This window comes from Burkholderia sp. LFS061 (genome assembly GCF_047978125.1).
Classification (GTDB): Bacteria; Pseudomonadota; Gammaproteobacteria; order Burkholderiales; family Burkholderiaceae; genus Burkholderia; species Burkholderia pyrrocinia_C.
Map to the genome: position 1 here is coordinate 183298 of NZ_JBFPFS010000002.1, position 20084 is coordinate 203381.

General features: G+C 67.2%; 18 protein-coding genes and 1 pseudogene. 9 read left to right on the top strand and 10 right to left on the bottom strand.

Features of this window, described 5'->3' with window-relative positions; genetic code table 11:
• Positions 1-233 precede the first annotated feature (233 nt).
• Positions 234-716, top strand: coding sequence for an Lrp/AsnC family transcriptional regulator (locus tag ACNQQL_RS02380; protein ID WP_072436724.1), 483 nt, complete (start codon positions 234-236; stop codon positions 714-716).
• An 800-nt stretch (positions 717-1516) separates the two neighbouring features.
• On the opposite strand, the gene ACNQQL_RS02385 is transcribed toward ACNQQL_RS02380, so the two are convergent.
• Positions 1517-3166, bottom strand: coding sequence for an IclR family transcriptional regulator (locus ACNQQL_RS02385; RefSeq protein ID WP_347063067.1), 1650 nt, complete (start codon positions 3164-3166; stop codon positions 1517-1519).
• Between the two features lie 177 nt (positions 3167-3343).
• On the opposite strand from ACNQQL_RS02385, the gene ACNQQL_RS02390 reads away from it, so the two are divergent.
• On the top strand, positions 3344-4303 hold the full coding sequence (locus ACNQQL_RS02390; protein WP_347063068.1) for an MBL fold metallo-hydrolase: 960 nt from the start codon (positions 3344-3346) through the stop codon (positions 4301-4303).
• Positions 4304-4485: 182 nt separating this feature from the next.
• Complete coding sequence (locus tag ACNQQL_RS02395) at positions 4486-5853, top strand: MFS transporter (protein WP_347063069.1); 1368 nt, start codon at positions 4486-4488, stop codon at positions 5851-5853.
• Between the two features lie 73 nt (positions 5854-5926).
• Here ACNQQL_RS02395 and ACNQQL_RS02400 read toward each other — a convergent pair whose 3' ends face one another.
• Together ACNQQL_RS02400 and ACNQQL_RS02405 are read right to left on the bottom strand one after the other, a co-directional pair.
• On the bottom strand, positions 5927-6187 hold the full coding sequence (locus tag ACNQQL_RS02400; protein ID WP_347063070.1) for a hypothetical protein: 261 nt from the start codon (positions 6185-6187) through the stop codon (positions 5927-5929).
• Between the two features lie 77 nt (positions 6188-6264).
• Positions 6265-7065, bottom strand: coding sequence for an SDR family oxidoreductase (locus ACNQQL_RS02405; protein WP_347063071.1), 801 nt, complete (start codon positions 7063-7065; stop codon positions 6265-6267).
• 136 nt (positions 7066-7201) lie between these two features.
• Here ACNQQL_RS02405 and ACNQQL_RS02410 point away from each other — a divergent pair, with 136 nt between their 5' ends.
• Together ACNQQL_RS02410 and ACNQQL_RS02415 are read left to right on the top strand one after the other, a co-directional pair.
• Positions 7202-8161 carry a GlxA family transcriptional regulator gene (locus ACNQQL_RS02410; protein WP_347063072.1) on the top strand — a complete coding sequence of 320 codons (960 nt, stop codon included), beginning with the start codon at positions 7202-7204 and terminating at the stop codon, positions 8159-8161.
• Between the two features lie 77 nt (positions 8162-8238).
• Positions 8239-9387: an epoxide hydrolase family protein gene (locus ACNQQL_RS02415; RefSeq protein ID WP_347063073.1), complete on the top strand. Its 1149-nt coding sequence runs from the start codon at positions 8239-8241 to the stop codon at positions 9385-9387.
• 102 nt (positions 9388-9489) lie between these two features.
• Here the strand turns inward: ACNQQL_RS02415 and ACNQQL_RS02420 are convergent, their stop codons facing one another.
• Positions 9490-9981, bottom strand: a complete 492-nt coding sequence (locus ACNQQL_RS02420; protein ID WP_347063074.1) for a 2,4'-dihydroxyacetophenone dioxygenase family protein — start codon at positions 9979-9981, stop codon at positions 9490-9492.
• A 145-nt stretch (positions 9982-10126) separates the two neighbouring features.
• Entirely contained in the window at positions 10127-11068 is a 942-nt protein-coding gene (locus ACNQQL_RS02425) for a LysR family transcriptional regulator (RefSeq protein WP_072436732.1), read from the bottom strand.
• A gap of 105 nt (positions 11069-11173) precedes the next feature.
• Here ACNQQL_RS02425 and ACNQQL_RS02430 point away from each other — a divergent pair, with 105 nt between their 5' ends.
• Both ACNQQL_RS02430 and ACNQQL_RS02435 read left to right on the top strand, forming a co-directional pair.
• The gene (locus ACNQQL_RS02430) at positions 11174-12529 is read left to right on the top strand and encodes an aspartate aminotransferase family protein (RefSeq protein ID WP_347063075.1); all 1356 of its coding nucleotides are present in this window, start codon (positions 11174-11176) and stop codon (positions 12527-12529) included.
• A gap of 50 nt (positions 12530-12579) precedes the next feature.
• Positions 12580-14097 carry a CoA-acylating methylmalonate-semialdehyde dehydrogenase gene (locus tag ACNQQL_RS02435; protein WP_347063076.1) on the top strand — a complete coding sequence of 506 codons (1518 nt, stop codon included), beginning with the start codon at positions 12580-12582 and terminating at the stop codon, positions 14095-14097.
• Positions 14098-14246: 149 nt separating this feature from the next.
• Here ACNQQL_RS02435 and ACNQQL_RS02440 read toward each other — a convergent pair whose 3' ends face one another.
• The 3 genes from ACNQQL_RS02440 to ACNQQL_RS02450 all read right to left on the bottom strand — a co-directional run bounded on the left by ACNQQL_RS02440 (position 14247) and on the right by ACNQQL_RS02450 (position 17019).
• Complete coding sequence (locus tag ACNQQL_RS02440) at positions 14247-14621, bottom strand: hypothetical protein (RefSeq protein WP_175959059.1); 375 nt, start codon at positions 14619-14621, stop codon at positions 14247-14249.
• A gap of 416 nt (positions 14622-15037) precedes the next feature.
• Positions 15038-15970, bottom strand: coding sequence for an AEC family transporter (locus tag ACNQQL_RS02445; RefSeq protein ID WP_347063077.1), 933 nt, complete (start codon positions 15968-15970; stop codon positions 15038-15040).
• Positions 15971-16134: 164 nt separating this feature from the next.
• On the bottom strand, positions 16135-17019 hold the full coding sequence (locus tag ACNQQL_RS02450; RefSeq protein ID WP_347063078.1) for a LysR family transcriptional regulator: 885 nt from the start codon (positions 17017-17019) through the stop codon (positions 16135-16137).
• Positions 17020-17396: 377 nt separating this feature from the next.
• Between ACNQQL_RS02450 and ACNQQL_RS02455 the strand changes: the two genes are divergently transcribed.
• Entirely contained in the window at positions 17397-17774 is a 378-nt protein-coding gene (locus ACNQQL_RS02455) for a nuclear transport factor 2 family protein (RefSeq protein WP_347063079.1), read from the top strand.
• Positions 17775-17840: 66 nt separating this feature from the next.
• Here the strand turns inward: ACNQQL_RS02455 and ACNQQL_RS02460 are convergent.
• Positions 17841-18086, bottom strand: a pseudogene (locus tag ACNQQL_RS02460) (AraC family transcriptional regulator); the annotation flags it as partial.
• 63 nt (positions 18087-18149) lie between these two features.
• Here ACNQQL_RS02460 and ACNQQL_RS02465 point away from each other — a divergent pair.
• Positions 18150-19310, top strand: coding sequence for an IS30 family transposase (locus ACNQQL_RS02465; protein ID WP_347063080.1), 1161 nt, complete (start codon positions 18150-18152; stop codon positions 19308-19310).
• Here the strand turns inward: ACNQQL_RS02465 and ACNQQL_RS02470 are convergent.
• Positions 19299-19943: a hypothetical protein gene (locus tag ACNQQL_RS02470; RefSeq protein ID WP_347063081.1), complete on the bottom strand. Its 645-nt coding sequence runs from the start codon at positions 19941-19943 to the stop codon at positions 19299-19301. The two genes, ACNQQL_RS02465 and ACNQQL_RS02470, sit on opposite strands and share 12 nt — an antisense overlap.
• Positions 19944-20084: the final 141 nt, after the last annotated feature.

Genomic DNA, 20084 nt, shown 5'->3' on the forward strand with positions numbered 1-20084 from the left:
AGGCGTGCGGGCGGCGGGGAATCGCATGCCTGCTTGTCCGGCACCGCAACTCGTGATTGCGGCCGTGCGTCCCGGTGCGAAGGGGTTGTCGCGGGGAGCGTGCCGGGCAACAGGCATGGTGAAAATGTATCAAGCGAGCCGGTTAAAAGGCTTCCTGTTTTCCAGTAAAACGGCCCGAAACCGGAATCTTGTTCAGATAGAATGCTGATTTTCAGTAGAAGATTCTTTTCATCATGGCTATCCGCGAACGCACGCCGAAAACGCTCGACAATCAGGACCGCAAGATCCTTGGTGCATTGCAGAAAAATGCGCGGCTGTCGAACGCCGAACTTGCCGAACAGATCGGCATGTCGACGACCGCGTGCTGGAACCGCACGCGGCAGCTCGAAGTCGACGGCTACATCGACGGTTACGTCGCGCTGGTCAACCAGCGCATGCTCGGCTACGCGGACATCGTGATCCTCGAAGTCACGCTCGATCGCCACGAAGACGACGCGCTCGCGCGTTTCGGCGCGGAACTGGCCGCGCTGCCGGAAGTGCTCGAGGCGTATCTGGTGTCGGGTGAATACGACTACTGGATCAAGGTCGCCGTGGACGGCACGGCCGGCTACGAGCGGTTCCTGCGCGAAAAGCTGTACAAGATCTCGAGCATCCGTCACAGCCGCTCGATGTTCGCGCTGCGCTGCATGAAGGACGTGCCTTCGATCCAGGTGTGAGGGGGCGGAGAAGGGGCGCGGCCGTCGTTGAAACGACGGCGCATGCAACTGCGCGATGGCGCGGAGAAATCCGGCGATCCGCCGCCAGGGACGGCGTTCGGCGTGGAACCGCACGCGGGTAGACAAAACGGATGAATCTTCCGTCCGCAACGATCCGGCGCAATCGCGCGCCGACCGGATAACGGTAGCCGTCCGGGCCGCCTGCGGACAAAACCGCGCCGATACCGATCGGTGCCGGACCTCAAACCGACCTCAACGCTCCCGAGGCGGTGAGCGCATTCAACCCCGGGGCAAGCCCGGCCAGTTTCCGCGTGGCCTGCCAGATATTCTTGTGCCGGACGCAGCGACCTCGCGGCGTGCGTCCGCACAAGCGGATCCGGCAGGTCATCGCGCCGGCTGGCGGCTGATCGTTCCGTTCAGCGCGGAAGGCGCGCGTGTGCTTCGGCGATGACTTCGCAGTTCTCGAGGTGGAGCTGCCAGGCTTCCGCAAGCAGCTCGCCAACACGTGCGAGCCAGCCAGTGGATTGGGTGGAACGATCGGAGACATTAGACGTTTGCATGACGAAGCCCCATATAGGTGGCGAGTTAGGGATAACCCTAATCATAGCGAAACGTCTCCGCGTTGTGAAATGCGATTTCGTTATATGAGAATTACTGACAATTTGTGTTGCCGCTGCGCAACATGAATTGGGGCGGTCCGCCAGGTCGCGGCCACGCGTGACCTGGCCGTGGCAAGCACGGCCTTGCAAGGAGAAAGGAGCGGGAATCGAGCGACGGAGAGGAAGGCGGCGATGCGGCGATTACCGGCCGATCCACCCGAACCGCCACGACAGTCGCCGCGTCGCGGCGAGCAGCGTCTGAGCGAGGTCGCTGTCCGGCCCGCGCGGGAAGCCGCGCGACGAGCCGATGATCGCGATCACGAGCCGGATGCTGCCGGTGTGATCGAACACGGGCGCGGCGACCGTCCCGATGCCCGGCACCGGCGCGTCGAACGCGAAATCGAGCGCGTCCGCGCGGATCGCCGCGAGCCGCGCGCGGAATGCATCGTCGGCCTGGGCGGGGCCGCTGCCGGCGAGGCGTACGGGCTCGTTGGCGAGCAGGTCGGCCAGTACGTCGTCGGACATGCCGGCCGCGAAGATCCGGCCGATCGCCGTATTGACGAGCGACATCACGGTGCCGACCTGCAGGCTCACGTGCTGCGGCCGCGCCGATTCCTCGAGGCGGATCACGGTCGGGCCGAGCGGCCCGAGCGTCGCGGCGGCCACGCTCATGTCGGTCGCGGCGGCCAGCGCGACGATCTCGGCTTCCGCGTCGCGCGTCGGCGACACGCGCTGCATCGCGATCAGGCCGAGCGCCTGCCCGAGCGGGCCGCCGTCGAAGCAGCCGGCGTCGTCGCGGCTCAGCAGGCCGATCTTCTGCAGGCTGACGAGATGCGGAAACGCCTTCGCCGCCGGCATGCCGGCCGCCGCCGCGAGATCGCGCAGCGGCAGCGCACGGCCCGCCGATACCAGCGCGAGCAGCAGCTCGCCGGTGCTGTCGAGCGCGTTGATTCCGCGCTGCGCTTTCGCGTCGTCGGCCAGCGCGGGCGGCACGCGCGGTGCGCCCGCCGAGGGGGCGGGCGGCGGTTCCGAAACTGCCGCGCCGAGCGACGCGGTGGCCTGCCGCGCCGCATCGCGCAACGCGGTCGCGATCGGGCCATCCCAGCCGACATCGATCGACCCGCTCGAACCGATCACCGTCAACGCGAGCTGCAGGCGCCCGTGCGCGTCGAATACCGGCACGCACATCGCGCTGACACCGGGGCTCGGCAGGTCGACGCTGCGTTCGATGCCGCGCGCGCGGATCGCGTCGAGTTCGGCCAGTTGCGCTCCGGCATCCTGCGTGGGTTGCGTGCTTTCGGCGCCCGCGAGCGTATCGCCCGCGCCGGCATGGCTGGCCGCCATCGCATCGGTTTGCGCAGGATCGCCGAACGCGCGGAACACGCGGCCGGTCGCCGTCGTGTCGAGCGACATCACCGAGCCGACGTGCAGGTTCACGTGCAGCGGATAGCCGCCGTGCTCGATGCGCACGATCGTCGGGCCGAGCACGCCCGGCACCGACAGCGCGACGCTCAAGCCCACCGCTTCCGCGAGCCGAGCCGCGTGCGGCAGCGCCGCGCGATAGGCCGGCTGGCGCTCGATCGACATCAGCCCCAGCCGCAGCGACAACGGGCCCGGCTCGTAGTTGCCGGTGATCGCGTCGCGCTTCACGAGCGCGAGCCGCGTCAGGCTGACGAGATAGGTGTGCGCCTGCGCGGTCGACAGGTCGGCTGCCGCTGCCAGCTCCGACAGGCCGAGCGGCTTGCGCCGGCGCGCGAGCGCGTCGAGCAGCCGGCCGCCGACCTCGACACTCTGGATCCCGCGCTGCGCCTTGGGCGGCGCGTCGTCCGCGCTGACTTCGTGGTTCTGCACGCGATGATTCTTCCGTTGACGAAACCCCGCATGGTATCCGACGCCATTTATCGCGCCAGCCCGCAGGTTTACCCGTATTGGACAATAGCAAGTCTATTTGTCATTGACAAATAATCGATCGGGGACGATGATCCGTTCACACCCCTCAACACATGGCTCGCAGCCACGGAACGCAACATGGCCAAAGCATTCGCCTCCCAAGCCGATCTGGAAGAGAAGAAAGTCACGTGGACGAAGCTGTCCGAGAACGCGTACGCGTACACCGCCGAGGGCGACCCGAACTCGGGCGTGATCATCGGCGACGACAGCGTGCTGATCGTCGACACGACCGCGACGCCCGCGATGGCACAGGACCTGATCGCGAAGATCCGCAGCGTGACCGACAAGCCGATCAAGCACGTGGTGCTGTCGCATTACCACGCGGTGCGCGTGCTCGGCGCGTCCGCGTATTTCGACGAAGGCGCGCAGCACGTGATCGCGAGCCGCGGCACCTACGAGATGATCGTCGAGCGCGGCGAGGCCGACATGAAGTCGGAGATCGAGCGCTTCCCGCGCCTGTTCGCCGGCGTCGAGACGGTGCCCGGCCTGACCTGGCCGACGCTCGTGTTCGAGCGCGAGATCACGCTGTTCCTCGGCAAGCTCGAAGTGAAGATCATGCATGTCGGCTCGGGCCACACGAAGGGCGACACGATCGTCTGGCTGCCGTCGCAGAAGGTGCTGTTCTCGGGCGACCTCGTCGAATACGACGCCGCGTGCTACTGCGGCGACGCGCAGCTCGAACAGTGGCCGGCCACGCTCGAGGCGCTGCGCGCGCTCGGCGCCGAGAAGCTCGTGCCGGGCCGCGGCCCCGCGCTGCTGAATCCGGCCGACGTGAACAAGGGCCTCGACTACACGAAGGATTTCGTCACGACGCTGCTCGCGCAGGGCCGCAAGGCCGTGGAGCGCAATCTCGACCTGAAGGCGTCGATGGCGCTCACGCGCGAAGCGATGGATCCGAAGTTCGGCCACGTGTTCATCTACGAGCATTGTTTGCCGTTCGACGTGTCGCGCGCGTTCGACGAGGCGAGCGGCATCGAGCATCCGCGCATCTGGACTGCGCAGCGCGACAAGGAAATGTGGGCCGCGCTGCAGGACTGAGCGGCACACGGCGGCGGGGCGTTCGTCTGAACGCGTCGCCGTTTCCCTGAGGGCTGCGGGTTCCGCTGCGGCGTTGCGCCGCGGTTCCGGCAGCCGTATCCGGTCTCACAAGAAAGCAGGGCGCATGCACGCCCTCGGAGACTGCTGCGCACTCGAATCGCGCGGCCCGTTTGGAGAGAGACATGCCCCAATCGCTTCCCGCCGAAGCGACGCTCGCGCACACGAGCGCTTCGGTATCCTCATCGACGTCGGAATCCGGCGACGCGCTGCTGTTTCGCAAGATCGCGTGGCGGATCGTCCCGTTCCTGTTCCTCTGCTACGTCGTGTCGTTCCTCGACCGCATCAACATCGGCTTCGCGCAGTTACAGATGAAGCACGATCTCGGCTTCAGCGATGCGATGTACGGCCTCGGCGCCGCGGTGTTCTACGTCGGCTACGTGTTCTGCGAAGTGCCGAGCAACCTGCTGCTCGCGCGTTTCGGCGCGCGCCGCACGTTCACGCGGATCATGCTGCTGTGGGGCATCGCGTCGACCGGGATGATGTTCGTGTCGCAGCCGTCGCATTTCTACGTGCTGCGCTTCCTGCTCGGCGTGTTCGAAGCCGGCTTCTTCCCCGGCATCGTGCTGTACCTGACCTGGTGGTTCCCCGCGAACCGGCGCGCGGCGGCGATCTCGGTGTTCTTCGCGGGCGTCGCGGTGGCCGGCGTGCTCGGCGGCCTGATGTCGGGCTGGATCATGCGCGACATGAGCGGCGTGCTCGGGCTGCACGGCTGGCAATGGATGTTCGCGATCGAAGGCGCGCCGGCGATCCTGCTCTCGTTCGCCGCGTTCACGTTCCTCGTCGACCGGCCGCAGGACGCCGCATGGCTCACGTCCGATGAAAAGGCGCGCGTCGCCGCGCTGTGCGCGGACGGCCGCGGGCACGGCGGCGCGCACGACGGGCGCAGCCTGGCGGCCGCGCTCGCGAACCCGCGCGTGTACCTGTTCGCGTTCATCTATTTCTCGCTGACCTGCGCATCGCTGACGCTCAACTTCTGGATGCCGCTGATGATCCGCGACTTCGGCGTGACCGACGTCGTTGCCGTGAGCCTCTACACGGTCGTGCCGAATGCGGTCGGTGCGGTCGGGCTGATCCTGATCGCGCGCCGCTCGGACCGCACCGGCGAGCGCCGCAGGCACTTCGCGTGCTGCACGATCGGCGGCGGGCTCGCGCTCGCGGCGCTGACGCTGCACCTGCACAGCTTCGCGGCGATGCTCGCGTGCCTGTCGATCGCGGCGACGCTGATCTTCGCCGCACTGCCGATCTTCTGGGCCGTGCCGACCCGCTACCTGTCGGGCAACGCGGCCGCGGCCGGGATCGCGCTGATCAGCAGCATCGGGATCACGAGCGGCATCGTCAGCCCGTGGGTGATCGGGATCATTCGCACGCGCACGGGCAGCATGGATCTCGCCGTGTACCTGCTGGCCGCGCTGCTGGTCGCCAGCGGCGTCGCGCTGATGCTCGGCGTGAAGGGCGGCGATGCGCTCGTACGAGCGGAAGCTCAACGTTGATCGTGAGGTCGGGCAATCGCGCGGCTGGTGTTGTCGCCGTCCGGTTCGACGCGGGTGGCCCGTACCGCTTCGATTACGCCCGATATACCTCGATCCGGTTGCGGCCGCGTTGCCCGACAGGGAGCGGGGCGGGCGGCGTCCCGTCGGCCGCCAGCACGTGTTGCGTGCCGGCTTCGGCGTGCGCAACGAAAGCGCCGGCCGTGCCGAAATGCGCACGCGCGACGCGGCAGACGGTCTCCAGCTCGGGCGGCGCAAACGCCGGCTGACCGTCGGCCGAACCACGCGCGGCGGCCGGCGCGTCGCCGGCCTCGGTGATGAACATACGGAACCGCATGGTCGAATTCCGCAACGGACGATTGCCAAGGTGTTCGGCAAGCTTGCCGCCTTCGATCCGCAGGATGTCAGACGCGATCAGCGCGCCGCCGCATAGCGCGGCGCCGGCGTATCGGTCGACAGGTGCGGCGCCATCGTCTGGCGCGCGGCCTCGTACGCATTCCATTCGTCGGCCGCGTGCAGCGACGGAATCGTCACGAGTTCGCCGCGATCGAAGCCGACCAGCGCCGCGTCGACCATGTCGGACGCCGACATCACGATTTCCTTCGGCAGGTGCTCGAGCGGCAGGCCGCCCGTCTGCCAGAAATCGGTGGCCGTCGCGCCGGGCAGCACGGCCTGCACCTGCACGTCCTTGCCGGCGAGCTCGTGGTGCAGCGACTGGCTGAACGCGAGCACGAACGCCTTGCTGCCGCCGTACACGCCGTTCAGCGTTTCCGGCGAGATCGCGACGATCGACGAAATGTTGATTACCGCGCCGCGGCCACGGGCGACGAAGCCGGGCACGGCTGCATAGGTGAGGCGCGTGAGCGCGGTCACGTTCAGGTCGATCATCCGCGTCATCGCGTCTACGTCGCTGTCGAGCAGCGGGGCGTGCGTGCCGACACCCGCGTTGTTCACGAGCAGCGTGATGCTCGCGTCCTGCTTCAGCTTCGTTTCGACGGCGGCGAGTGCCGCGCGGTCGTTGAGGTCCGCATCGACGATCTCGACGCTGCGCCGCGTGTCGTTCGTGATGCGCTCGGCGAGGGCGGCCAGCCGGTCGCGGTTGCGCGCGACCAGGATCAGGTCGTAGCCGCGGCGCGCGAGCCGGTCCGCGTAGATTGCGCCGATGCCCGACGACGCGCCGGTAATGAGGGCGGTACCGCGATGTGCTTGAGTCATGATGTCGCTCCGTTTTCGATGAAGTGGCCGAATGGCGTGAATGCATTCTGGCTTCGAATCGCTGCGACACAAATGACGTAGATGGGTATGATTCAGGACATCGGGCCGAAGACACGCCCGGGACTGGAGAACACGCATGCACCGAATCGGCTTTCTGATCAGCGACGGTTTCCAGATCATGGCGCTCGCCGCGCAGTCGGTGTTCGAGTACGCGAACATGGGAGCTGGCGAGCCGTTCTACGTGATGGACAATTATTCGGTCGATGGCGGCGACGTGCGCTCGTCGCTCGGGCTGTCGGTCGCCACGCGCGCGCTGCGCGGGCGGATCGCCGTCGATACGTGGATCGTCGCGGGCGTCAACGATCCGCTCGCTGCGCCGGCGCCGGCCGGCGTGGTCGCGTTCCTGCGCCGCACGAACGCACGCGCACGGCGGATCGCCGGCATTTGCACGGGCGCGTTCGTGCTGGCCGAGGCGGGGCTGCTTGCGCAGCGCCGCGCGACGACGCACTGGGCGTTCGGCCGCGACATGCAGCGGCACTACCCGGAGATTCGCGTCGAGGAAGACCGGATCTACATCGTCGACGGGCCGATCTGGACGTCGGCCGGGATGACGGCCGGCCTCGACCTCGCGCTCGCGATGGTGGAAAAGGATCTCGGCGCCGATGCCGCGCGCTCGGTCGCGCACAAGCTCGTGATGAACCAGCGCCGGGCCGGCGGCCAGTCGCAGCATTCCGAAATGCTCGATCTCGCGCCGAAATCAGACCGGATCCAGAACGCGTTGAACTACGCGCGGCAGAACCTCGGCCGTGCGCTGACCGTCGAGGATCTGGCCGATGCCGTCCACCTGAGCCCGCGGCAGTTCAGCCGCGTGTTTACGCTCGAAACGGGGCAGTCGCCCGCGAAGGCGATCGAGCGGCTGCGGCTCGAAGCCGCGCGGCTGATGATCGAACAGAGCCGCCATCCGCTCGACGTGATCGCGAAGGAGAACGGTTTTCGTGATCGCCGCCATATGCGCGAGGCGTTCGTGCGCGGGTTCGGCGTGCCGCCGCAGGCCATGCGGCGCGATGCACGGGCGGACGAGCGGGAAACAGGCTGACGCGTGGGCGCGAGCCGTTCGTCGCGGGCCGGAAAAATGGCGCAGAATCTCGCCGATATTCTTCGCGAGGAGAAACGATGCACACCGCCCCGTTCAACATTGCGATTCCCGATCACGCGCTTGATGACCTGCGCCGGCGCCTGCGCGACATGCGCGCACCGATGCTGACACCCGCCGGGCCGTGGCAGCAGGGTGTCGAAGGCGCGTGGCTGCGCGAACTGACCGCGTACTGGGCCGAACGCTTCGACTGGCGTGCGGTGGAGCGTGCGCTGAACCGGCTGCCGCAGTTCGTCGCAGATGCAGGCGGGCAGCGCGTGCATTTCATCCATCGACACGGCGTCGGGCCGAGGCCTTATCCGCTCGTCGTCACGCACGGCTGGCCGGGCTCCGTATTTGAATTCGACGCGCTGATCGATCGCCTCTGCGACCCGGCGGCGTTCGGCGGCGATCCGGACGATGCGTTCGACGTCGTCGTGCCGTCACTGCCGGGCTTCCTGTTCTCGCCGGCGCCCGCGGCACCCGGCATGTCGGCATTTCAGGTCGCCGACCGCTGGGCGGCGTTGATGTCCGGTCTCGGATATCGACGCTTCGGCGCGCAAGGCGGTGATCTCGGCGCAGGCGTGTCGATTGCGCTCGGCGCGCGACACGCCGACGTGGTGGACGGCATCCATCTGAACTACCTGCCCGGCAGCTACGAGCCTCCGACCGACGCGGCTTCGCCGCTGACCGAGGACGAACGGGCCTTCGTGGCGCAGCGCGGCGAGTGGGCCGCGCTGGAAGGCGGATATGCGCATATGCATATGACGAAGCCGCAGACGCTGGCCGTCGCGCTCAACGATTCGCCGGCCGGGCTGGCCGCGTGGATCACCGAGAAATTCCGCACGTGGAGCGATTGCGACGGCGACGTCGCACGGCGGTTTTCGCACGACGTGCTGCTGACCGGAATCTCGCTCTACTGGTTCACCGGCTGCATCGGCTCGTCAATGCAGATGTATTGGGAAAACCGGCTGCAGCCAATGCGCTTCGCGGCCGGGCAACGCGTGGCGGTGCCCGTCGCGTTTGCGCGTTTTCCGAAGGAAATCAGCCACCCGCCGCGCAGCTGGCTCGAACGGGTGTTCGACGTCGTGCAGTGGACCGACATGCCGAGCGGCGGCCATTTTGCTGCGATGGAAGAGCCGGATCTGCTGGCCAACGATATTCGGCGATTTTTCCGGCGTTTTCGGTAATGCGCGGGTAGGCCGGGGAAGCTGGCGAAGTGCGCAGGCGTCCATCCGCGCATTAGCGAGAGCCGGCACCATGCGGATCGTGACGCGACGATGCCGCCTGTCTTACCGTGTGACGAACGGTGCCGCGTCGTCCGGCGCCGTACGCGCATGCTTGCGCTGGCGCAGCAGCGCGACGCGGCAGTTCTCGCGCGCGGTCTCGCGGCCGTCGTCGTCGAGCAGCACGAGATCGCCGCGCATCACGTTGAGCGTGATCACGTCCTCGCCCGGCGCGCCGAGCGTTTCCGGCGTATGCACCGAGCCGGCCGGTTCGAGCACCGTCGAGCCGGCGTGCGCGACCCAGTCGTACTCCAGGTAGCGCCACGCACCCTGCAGCGTATGGACGAACACCTCGCCATCGTGACGATGGCGCGGCAGCGTGCCGCCGGCCGGCATCTTCAGCAGCGCGGTCAGCGTGTCCTCGGCCGCATTGATGTGCAGATACTTGATCGCCAGCCCCGGCAGGTCGGCGCTCATCGGCAGCCACGGCAGCGCATCGCCGGGCAGGCACGAGATCGGCGGCAGGTCGGTGGGGAGCGGGGCGGACGGTTGCGTCATGGCGGGGCGGCGGAGCGGAAATGGGGAGCCCGCATTATCGCAGAGCCGGATCGCGCGGCCGAACGGCGGTGGTTCGCATGCGGCGCACGGCGCTGCCCACGCTGCCCGCGCCGCCGTTCCCGCGCGGCGCGGACCGTCGCGCCGGCTACGCTTTCACGTCGTGCGCGGCTTCCAGGCACGACTGGAACAGCAGCGCGGCCCGCGACGGCCGCGGCGAGCGCCGCAGCAGGCTCACGAACCGGCACCGGTAGTTGAACCGGTGCGGCGCGATCGGCTGCATCAGTCCCTTGTTTTCGAAGCTTTCCGCGTAATGGTCCGGCAGGAAGCCGAGATAACGGCCGGACAGGATCAGCGTCGCGATCGATTCCTGGTCCGACGCGGTCGCGCTGCGCGTGAGCTTCGCGCGATGGCTCAGTTCCATGTTCGGCGAATGGAAGCCGAGCCCCGCGAACGCGTGGTTGCGGATCGTCGTCCACGTGAGCTTGCCGTGCGGCGCATCGTAGAGCGGATGCTGGCGGCCGCAGTACAGCAGCATCCGTTCGTCGAACAGCTCCGAATACACGAGGCTGCCCGAGTTGCGGTGCGCGGGAATGATCCCGACCTGGTAGCTGTCGTCGATGATCCCGCGCTCGACCTCGTTGATCGACGCGACATGCAGGTTCAGCGCGACGTCGGGTGCTTCGTCCGCGAATCGGCGGATCGCGTCGCCGAGCCGCGCGTTCGGGTTGGTGGCCGTCTTGTCGAACACCGCGATGTGCAGTTCTCCGCCCATCCTGTCGTGAATACCGTCTATCCTGCTGCGAAAGGCCTCCATCGACGCGAGCAGCCGCAGCGTCTCCTCGTACACCGTCTGCCCCTCGGGCGTCAGCGTGAAGCCCGCGCGGCCGCGCCGGCACAGCACGAGGCCGACGCGCGTTTCCAGATCCTTCACGTGCCGGCTGATCGTCGAGATGCCGATATTCAGTTCCAGTTCGGCCGCCGCCATCCCGCCGCACTGCACGACGCCCTTGAAGACCCGCAGCAGGCGCAGATCCATGTCGCTGAGCTGCCCGAGCAGCGCGCGGCTCTTCGGTTTCTTTGCTTGCATAGTTGAGCAAGTGAACATTGATATTGCGATATTGAAGAGACTAATTGTCGTCCCGACAATGTGCAACATCATCACAAGAAGGAGGGGCGCGCCGCGCCGACCGACATGACCGACATCACCACCGCGCAGCAGGACGACACGACTATCCGCACCGACGCCGCCTGGCTCGACGCGCACTGGATGCCGTTCACGGCCAACCGCCAGTTCAAGGCCGATCCGCGCATGATCGTGTCGGGCAACGGCGCGTATTACACGGACGCCGAAGGCCGCAAGATCTTCGACGGCCTGTCGGGCCTCTGGTGCACGGGCCTCGGTCACGGCCGCACGGAAATCGTCGAAGCCGTGAGCCGCCAGGTCGCGCAGCTCGACTACGCGCCGGCGTTCCAGTTCGGCCATCCGAAGTCGTTCGAGCTCGCCAACAAGATCAAGGACCTGACGCCGGCCGGCCTCGACTACGTGTTCTTCACGGGTTCGGGCTCGGAAGCGGCCGACACGTCGCTGAAGCTGGCCCGCGCGTACTGGCGCGCGAAGGGCAAGGGCACGAAGACGCGCCTGATCGGCCGCGAGAAGGGCTACCACGGCGTGAACTTCGGCGGCATCTCGGTCGGCGGGATCGGGCCGAACCGCAAGCTGTTCGGCCAGGGCCTCGACGCCGATTTCCTGCCGCACACGCAACTCGCCGAAAACAGGTTCTCGCGAGGGATGCCCGAGCACGGCGCGGAGCTGGCCGACCGCCTGCTCGACCTGATCGCGCTGCACGACGCATCGAACATCGCGGCCGTGATCGTCGAGCCGTTCTCCGGTTCGGCGGGCGTGGTCGTGCCGCCGAAGGGCTATCTGAAGCGGCTGCGCGACATCTGCACCGCGCACGACATCCTGCTGATTTTCGACGAGGTCATCACGGGCTTCGGCCGTGCCGGCGCGATGACGGGCGCCGACGCGTTCGGCGTGACGCCGGACATCCTGAACTTCGCGAAGCAGGTGACGAACGGCGTGCAGCCGCTCGGCGGCGTGATCGCGACGAAGGAAATCTACGACACGTTCATGGCGGCAGGCGGCCCCGAGTACATGCTCGAATTCCCGCACGGCTACACGTATTCGGCGCACCCGGTCGCGTGCGCGGCCGGCGTCGCGGCGCTCGACCTGCTCGTGAAGGAAGACGCGGTGGCCCGCGTGCGCGATCTCGCGCCGCATTTCGAGGCGGCCGTGCACGGGCTGAAGGGCCAGCGCCACATCGCGGACATCCGCAACTACGGCCTCGCGGCCGGCCTGACGATCGCGGCGCTGCCGGGCGAACCGGCACGGCGCCCGTACGAGATCGCGATGCGCTGCTGGGCGAAGGGCTTCTACGTGCGCTACGGCGGCGACACGATCCAGCTCGCGCCGCCGTTCATCTCGGAGAAGCGCGAGATCGACAACCTGGTCAACGCGCTGTCCGACGCACTGAACGAAGTGGACTGAGCCGCGGCCCGCCCCCAAGCGACAACCGAATTGACGAAAGAGCCAGACAGATGAAACATGACAGCAAGGTGACTTCCACCCTCGGCCACCTGATCGATGGCAAGCGCGTCGACGGCGGCAGCCGCGTCCAGCCGGTGTTCGACCCGGCCACCGGCGAATCGGACAAGAGCGTCGTGCTCGCCGACAAGCTGACCGTCGAAGCCGCGATCGCGTCCGCGCAGGCAGCGTTCCCGGCGTGGCGCAACACGCCGCCGCTGAAGCGCGCCCGTGTGATGAGCCGCTTCAAGACGCTGCTCGAGGAGCACGCCGACGAGCTGTGCGCGCTGATCACGGCCGAGCACGGCAAGGTGCTCGCCGATGCGATGGGCGAACTGCAGCGCGGGATCGAGAACGTCGAATACGCCAGCTACGTGCCCGAGCTGCTGAAGGGCGAGCACAGCAAGAACGTCGGCCCCGCGATCGATTCGTGGAGCGAGTTCCAGGCGCTCGGCGTAGTGGCCGGCATCACGCCGTTCAACTTCCCGGTGATGGTGCCGCTGTGGATGTGGCCGATGGCCGTCGCGTGCGGCAACACGTTCGTGCTGAAGCCGTCCGAGCGCACGCCGTCGTCGACGCTGCGCATGGCCGAGCTCGCGCTCGAGGCCGGCCTGCCGCCGGGCGTGCTGAACGTCGTGAACGGCGACAAGGAAGCGGTCGACACGATCCTGACCGACCCGCGCGTGAAGGCCGTGAGCTTCGTCGGCTCGACGCCGATCGCCGAATACATCTACTCGACCGGCTGTGCGAACGGCAAGCGCGTGCAGGCGCTCGGCGGGGCGAAGAACTTCGCGGTCGTGATGCCCGACGCGGACATCGGCAACGCGGTGAACGCGCTGATGGGCGCCGCGTACGGCTCGTGCGGCGAGCGCTGCATGGCGATTCCGCTGGTCGTCGCGATCGGCGACGAGACGGGCGACCAGGTCGTCGCGGGCCTGAAGGCGGAAATCGACAAGATGAAGGTCGGCCCGGGCAACGGCGCGGGCATCGACATGGGCCCGCTCGTCACGCAGCAGCACTTCGAGAAGGTGACGGGCTTCGTCGAAGCGGGCGTGGCAGCGGGCGCGACGCTCGTCGTCGACGGCCGCGGCGTGAAGGTCGACGGCCATGACGGCGGCTACTACCTCGGCCCGTGCCTGTTCGACAACGTGAAGCCCGGCATGCCGATCTACCAGCACGAGATCTTCGGGCCGGTGCTCGGCGTGATCCGCCTGAAGTCGCTCGACGAGGCGATGGCGCTGATCGACGCGCACGAATACGGTAACGGCACGTGCCTGTTCACGCGCGACGGCGAGGCCGCGCGCTACTTCAGCGACAACATCCAGATCGGCATGGTCGGCATCAACGTGCCGCTGCCGGTGCCCGTCGCGTACCACTCGTTCGGCGGCTGGAAGCGTTCGCTGTTCGGCGACCTGCACGCATACGGCCCGGACGCCGTGCGGTTCTACACGAAGCGCAAGACGATCACGCAGCGCTGGCCGTCGGCCGGCGTGCGCGAAGGGACGGTGTTCAGCTTCCCGTCGAACCGCTGACGCGCATTTCGACTGCATGCGTCGCCGGCCTGTCGGCTGGCGATGCAAGGCGGCCGGCGTGAAGATGCGAAGGCCCGCCCCGATCGACGACGATCCGGGCGGGCTTTTTTACGTCCGCGCCGGTTGCGCGGACGGCGGCGCAATAACGCTTACGGCGCGACCACGTGCCACATGTCCTTGAAGTTGTCGCCGTTGCGGTCGCCCTGTTTCATGTCTTTCGAGAAGAAGTACAGCGGCTTGCCCTTGTACGCCCATTGCGGGCTGCCGTCGTCGCGTTTCACGATCGTGTAGGGGCCGACCGGAACGTCGGTCGCGCTGGCCTTGTACGGCGGCCAGAAGGTTTCGCACTGGCCCGTGCACGCGCTGGTGCCGGCGTTGGGCTTGTCCTTGTCGAAGGTGTAGACGGTCATCCCGTTCGCGGCGACGAGCGCGCCGTTTTCGACTTTCGTGATCGAGCCTTGGGCCAAGGCCGAAGCGGATGCAATGGCGAGCAGGGCGGAGCTGACGAGCAACGCGGCTTTCATGAATGCCTCCTGTAATCCGGTGGGCGGCCGCGATCGTGCGCACGGGCGAGCGGGCGCGACGATCGCGATGAATGGTGCCGGAACGCGGTGCCGTTGCCGCCGGTGCGAGCGACTCAGGGTCGGATGGCAGCGAACGGGGCGCTTCATTCACGATAGGCGGTTTTTGGCAGGGCTGCGAGAAAGTCGGGGGCGCGTGTCGGCGACGCGTAGGCGGCGCGCAACGGTGCTGCGAGTGCCGTCGCATCCGGTATTCGGGATCCGTCCCCGAGCCTGCGCGGCGTGTGCCGATGCGTCAGCGCCGTGCGCGATTGATCAGCGCGACGCCCGCGATCACGAGCGCGCGCGGCCGACGATGTCGAACCGTGCGATGACTGGCCAGCAGGCTGATTCAGTGGGTATCGGGCGGGGTGGCGCCGTCAGCGAAACGCCGGTGCCGACGCGAGCGCCGTCAGCACGACCGGCATCGCGAGCGCCGCGGCGACCGTCTGGAATGCGGTGATGCCGGCCATCAGCGGCGCGTCGCCGCCGAGCTGGCGCGCCATGATGTACGACGCCGACGACGTCGGCAGCGCCTGGAACAGCAGCGCGACCGTCAGCGCCGCATCGCCGAGCCCGAACAGGCGGCCGGCCGCGAGCGTAATGAGTGGCATCGCCATGAACTTGAACGCCGACGCGACGCACACCGGCTGCAGCCACGCACGGGCCGCGTCGAATTTCAGCGCCGCGCCCACGCACAGCAGGCCGAGCGGCATCGACGCGGCGCCGAGCGCGCGCACGGCCGGCTCGACGGCACCGGGAAACGCAACACCGCCGGCCTGCATCGAGATTCCGAGCGCGCACGCGACGACGAGCGGATTCGACAGGATCTGCCGCACGAGTGCGCCCGCGCCGAGCCGCGTGTCGCCATACCGCGCGAAGACCAGCACGCACATCAGGTTGACGGTCGGGACGATCGCTGCGACGCACACGGCCGCGAGCGCGATGCCTTGTGCGCCGAACAGCCCGGCGGCGAGTGCGGTGCCGACATAGTTGTTGAAGCGCACCGCACCCTGGAACACGGACGTGAAGCCGGCGCCGTCGACCCGGACGAACCGACGGACCAGCAGAAGAAGCGCAGCGGCGACGGCGGTCGAACCGACCAGCGCGGCCGCGAGCGGTAAAATGGGCAGCGCTTGGAGTCGCGCGTTCGCGAGGCCGTCCGCGAACAGCGCCGGCAGCAGCACGTAGTAGCAAAGGCGCTCGGCCTGCGGCCAGAACACCTCAGCGATGAAACCCGTGCGACGCAGGCCGTGGCCGAACGCGACCAGCAGCGCGACCGGCGCCAGCGCGAGCAGGATCGGGCCGATCATCGGCGCGCCTTCATGCAGGCTGCGTGCAGCGGCTGGCAGGCGGAGCGGCGAAACGACGCGGGAATCCATCCGGCGGGCAACATGGCGACTCGCAATCGAAAGAGTGACGATGCCGCCAAGTTAACACGCGAAATCAACAGGAATAATTGTTAATTATCGGGCGTTCAATGAGAAATTCTCATCGATGACGCGGTGACTTCAGCGGCCAGCGCGCGTGCGAAACGCTCGGCCGGACGCGACTGGTGTTCGAGCAGCACGATCGCGCGCCCCATCTGCGGCTGGCCGAACGGCAAGCGCGTGACGGGCGGCAGGCGCGCGAGCGTCGCATCGGGGAGCGCGACGATCGCGGCGCCGAGCCCGCGTGCCACCATGCGTGCGATCGTTTCCGCGCTGTCCAGCACCATCTCTTCACGCACGCGCACGCCGATGCGGCGCAGCTCGGCCGCGATCATGCGGCCGGCCCAGGCCTGTGCGTCGAAGCGGATGAACGGCAGAGCTTCGAGCAGCGTGCCCGCGTCGCGTTCCGCATGGTCCGGCGGCGCGAGCAGCCAGAAGCGATCCTCGTACAGCGTCGTCCACGTCAGCTCCGCCGGATGCGGGCGCACGGGGCGCGTCGTGATCGCCGCATCGAGTTCGCCGGCCGCGACGCGGTTCGCCAGCTCGGCCGACATACCGGCCGACACGTGCACGCGCAGCGACGGATGTGAGTTGCGCAGCGCGAGCAGCGCGTCGGGCAGCGGGCCGGACAGCGCGGTCTGGATCGCGCCGATCCGCAGGCGGCCGACGAGCTTCTTCTCGTCGCTGAGCGCATCGGGAATCCGGTCGACCATCGCGAGCACCTGCTCGGCCTGCGCGAGCAGGATGTTGCCCGCTTCGGTGAGCACCGGTTGCCGGCGCGAACGGTCGAACAACTGCACGTTGTATTCGCTTTCCAGTGCCTTGATCTGCAGGCTCACCGCCGACTGCGTGAGCCCGATGGCTTCGCCGGCGCGTGCGAAGGTCCGGTATCGTGCGATGGCGACCAGCGTTCTGAATGCGCGTAGTGACATGGACGAAGTGTGGTGGGCGGCGGGGCCGGCATGCGGATTGCTCGCGCGACGGCGGCAGCGTTTGCGTGACACGCTGCACAGGTGCGGCGAGGTCGGCGAGAACCAGCGGAACAAGCGGAACAAGCGGAACAAGCGGAACAAGCGGAACAAGCGGAACAAGCGGAACAAGCGGAACAAGCGGAACAAGCGGCCGGCGAGTTCGCGGACATCATGCCTGTGCCCGTCGAATCGGGCAACCGCGGCATTGCCGGCTTACGATGGAAAGCGCGGGCTGCCGGCCGATTCGGGTTCGCGTGGATGGCCACGGACGCGTTCCGCCGAAACATCTGCACCGGTGCGAGCGAGGCTCACGCCGATTCTTCGAGGAGGGCACGACGATGCTTCAGAACCCGGGCGACGTTGCGCGCGCGAGCTACCGCGCGTATGCCGACAAGAACCGCGACGCGATCGAAGCGCTGATCGCAACGGATTTCCATTTCACGAGCCCGCTCGACAACCGGCTCGACCGCGACACGTATTTCCGGCGTTGCTGGCCGAACAGCGTGACACTGGCGCGCTTCGATTTCGTCGAAGTCGCCGTTCACGGCGAGCACGTATTCGTCGTGTACGTGGCGGAAACGAGTAGCGGCAAGCGGTTCCGGAATGCGGAGCGGTTGCGCGTCCGCCACGGGCGGATCGTCGAGGCGGAAGTGTATTTCGGCTGGAACGTGCCGCACGATGCGCCCGACGGCGGCTTCGTCGAACCGCGCGGTTGAGTGGAGGACGCGAGCGGGCCGTGCATTGCGAAACGGCTCACCAATGCGGGATCGGCCGCCGCCGCGTCACACCCAGAGCCGATACATCCAGAACGATTCGTCGTCGATGAAGCGTTGCGTGAATTCGCTCGGCGAGAATCCCGTGATGCGCTTGACCTCGCGGCTCAGGTGCGCCTGGTCGGCGAACCCTTCGTCCAGCGCCAGCGTGGCCCAGTTGAACGCGGCGCCGGCTTCGAACCGGTCGCGCGCCGCGAAGAATGTGCTTTCCGTCCTGACGAGCGCCTGCCATTCGCGCAGCGATCGGCCGCTGTAGGTTGCGGATTCAACCCGTCGATGCAACACACTTGAGGCTGCATAGCAGCGAGGAGCGTTGCAATGAAACAGAGGCGGCGGATCTACTATACAGACAGTCAGAAGGCGTTAATGTGGGAGCGCTGGCGCAAGGGCGAATCGCTGCAGCAGATCGCCCAGTTGTTTGATCGAAACCATTCTTCGGTACAAGGGATCCTGGCCGAAACAGGCGGCATACAACCGAAGCAACGGCACCGTTCGAGATTGGCACTGACCTTTGCTGAGCGGGAGGAGATCTCGCGCTCAGTGGTTGCTGGTGATTCGATGCGCGCGATTGCAAACCGGCTCGGACGTGCCCCATCCACTGTTAGTCGTGAGCTCAAGCGGAACGGAGGTATGCAGAGTTATCGGGCGCACAATGCTGACGAACTTGCTTGGGAACGAACCCGTCGCCCCCAAGTCTGCAAGCTCGTCAGGAACCGAGAACTCGCCCAGGTCGTGGCAAGCAAGCTCCGGTTGCAGTGGTCGCCCGAGCAGATCGCCGGTTGGCTTAAGCACGTGTACGCGGTCAACAGAGACTATCAGGTGTCGCACGAAACCATATACCGCAGCCTCTACATACAAGCGCGCGGCGCGCTCAAAAAGGAATTGCTCGAGCATTTGCGGCGCTCGCGAGCCATGCGCCGTTCGCGTCATCACACGATGAAGACCGACGATCATGGCCGAATCTGCGACACCGTCCCGATTAGTGAACGCCCCGCGAACGTTGATGATCGTGCGATACCGGGCCACTGGGAAGGCGATCTGCTGTTCGGCAACGCGAACAGCCAGATCGCCACGCTCGTCGAGCGTCAGAGCCGCTTCGTGATGCTGGTGAAGGTCGCCAGCAAGGACACGGAAACGGTCGTCAATGCGTTGATCCGACACGCCGGCAAGCTTCCTGATGAACTATACAAATCACTGACCTGGGATCGGGGCAAAGAGATGGCCGATCACACACGCTTCACCGTGGCCACCGACATAAGGGTCTATTTTTGTGATCCGCAGAGCCCTTGGCAACGTGGCTCGAACGAGAACACAAATGGGCTCCTGAGACAGTATTTCCCCAAGGGGACCGATCTCTCGGCCTATTCGCAGGCCAAGCTCAACGCCGTAGCCAGACGGCTCAATGAGCGTCCGCGAAAGACACTAAACTTCGATACACCGGCTGAGCGATTTCATCAATTCGTTGCATCAACGGGTTGAATCCGCAGTCTTGATGCGCCGTTCGACCTGACGCGGGCTGCGCGTGCCTCGCCACTCGCGCGCTTGCAGCGCGAGCCGCTCGACCCAGCTGCGCCCCGCGTTGCGCAGCGATGACAGCGGCGTCGAGGGCCGAAGCGCCTGCCAGCGGGGCGCGAGGTGGCGATCGATCGCCGCCAGCGCGTCGGCGTCGCGATCCGCGCCGATCAATGCATCGAGCAGCGGGTGCCAATCGCGGCCGAGGCACGCGTGCGCGTCGAGCACGCGGTCGTGAATGCCCGGCAGCGCGATGCCGAACAGCGTCCGCGCCGCATCGGCGGTGAAACAGATCATGCCGATCAGCCCGCCCGTCGGCGCCCACGCGACGGTGGGGGCCGAATGGCTGCCCGACAGCGTCGCGGCCGCGCCAAAGGGGCGCCATTGCGGGCCGTCGGCCGTGGGTTCGATGAAGCCGACGTCGAGATCCCGATACCACGACACGCAGACGAGCGGCGTGGCCGGAAAGTGCGAGAGTCGCTGCGCGTCGCTCAACGCGAGGCCGCGCGTGTCGTACAGGACGATCGCGACCACCGCGCCCTGCAGCGCGGCCGGCGCGGGATGCAGCCGCGCATGCGGCGACTGTCCGCCGCTTTGCACACGGGGCGCGCGCGCAAGCGGATCGGGGCATGACGGCGGGATCGATGGCGGTCCTGAGAACATGACGCCGGAGTATAGGGACCGGCCGCACACGTGTCGATGTCGTTTGCGTTCAAGACCGCCGGCTCGCCGATGCGGACA

Coding starts and splice junctions, on each gene's coding strand:
- ACNQQL_RS02380 (WP_072436724.1), top strand. CDS start 234: ATGGCTATCCGCGAACGCACGCCGAAAACGCTCGACAATCAGGACCGC.
- ACNQQL_RS02390 (WP_347063068.1), top strand. CDS start 3,344: ATGGCCAAAGCATTCGCCTCCCAAGCCGATCTGGAAGAGAAGAAAGTC.
- ACNQQL_RS02395 (WP_347063069.1), top strand. CDS start 4,486: ATGCCCCAATCGCTTCCCGCCGAAGCGACGCTCGCGCACACGAGCGCT.
- ACNQQL_RS02400 (WP_347063070.1), bottom strand. CDS start 6,187: ATGCGGTTCCGTATGTTCATCACCGAGGCCGGCGACGCGCCGGCCGCC.
- ACNQQL_RS02405 (WP_347063071.1), bottom strand. CDS start 7,065: ATGACTCAAGCACATCGCGGTACCGCCCTCATTACCGGCGCGTCGTCG.
- ACNQQL_RS02410 (WP_347063072.1), top strand. CDS start 7,202: ATGCACCGAATCGGCTTTCTGATCAGCGACGGTTTCCAGATCATGGCG.
- ACNQQL_RS02415 (WP_347063073.1), top strand. CDS start 8,239: ATGCACACCGCCCCGTTCAACATTGCGATTCCCGATCACGCGCTTGAT.
- ACNQQL_RS02420 (WP_347063074.1), bottom strand. CDS start 9,981: ATGACGCAACCGTCCGCCCCGCTCCCCACCGACCTGCCGCCGATCTCG.
- ACNQQL_RS02425 (WP_072436732.1), bottom strand. CDS start 11,068: ATGCAAGCAAAGAAACCGAAGAGCCGCGCGCTGCTCGGGCAGCTCAGC.
- ACNQQL_RS02430 (WP_347063075.1), top strand. CDS start 11,174: ATGACCGACATCACCACCGCGCAGCAGGACGACACGACTATCCGCACC.
- ACNQQL_RS02435 (WP_347063076.1), top strand. CDS start 12,580: ATGAAACATGACAGCAAGGTGACTTCCACCCTCGGCCACCTGATCGAT.
- ACNQQL_RS02440 (WP_175959059.1), bottom strand. CDS start 14,621: ATGAAAGCCGCGTTGCTCGTCAGCTCCGCCCTGCTCGCCATTGCATCC.
- ACNQQL_RS02445 (WP_347063077.1), bottom strand. CDS start 15,970: ATGATCGGCCCGATCCTGCTCGCGCTGGCGCCGGTCGCGCTGCTGGTC.
- ACNQQL_RS02450 (WP_347063078.1), bottom strand. CDS start 17,019: ATGTCACTACGCGCATTCAGAACGCTGGTCGCCATCGCACGATACCGG.
- ACNQQL_RS02455 (WP_347063079.1), top strand. CDS start 17,397: ATGCTTCAGAACCCGGGCGACGTTGCGCGCGCGAGCTACCGCGCGTAT.
- ACNQQL_RS02465 (WP_347063080.1), top strand. CDS start 18,150: ATGAAACAGAGGCGGCGGATCTACTATACAGACAGTCAGAAGGCGTTA.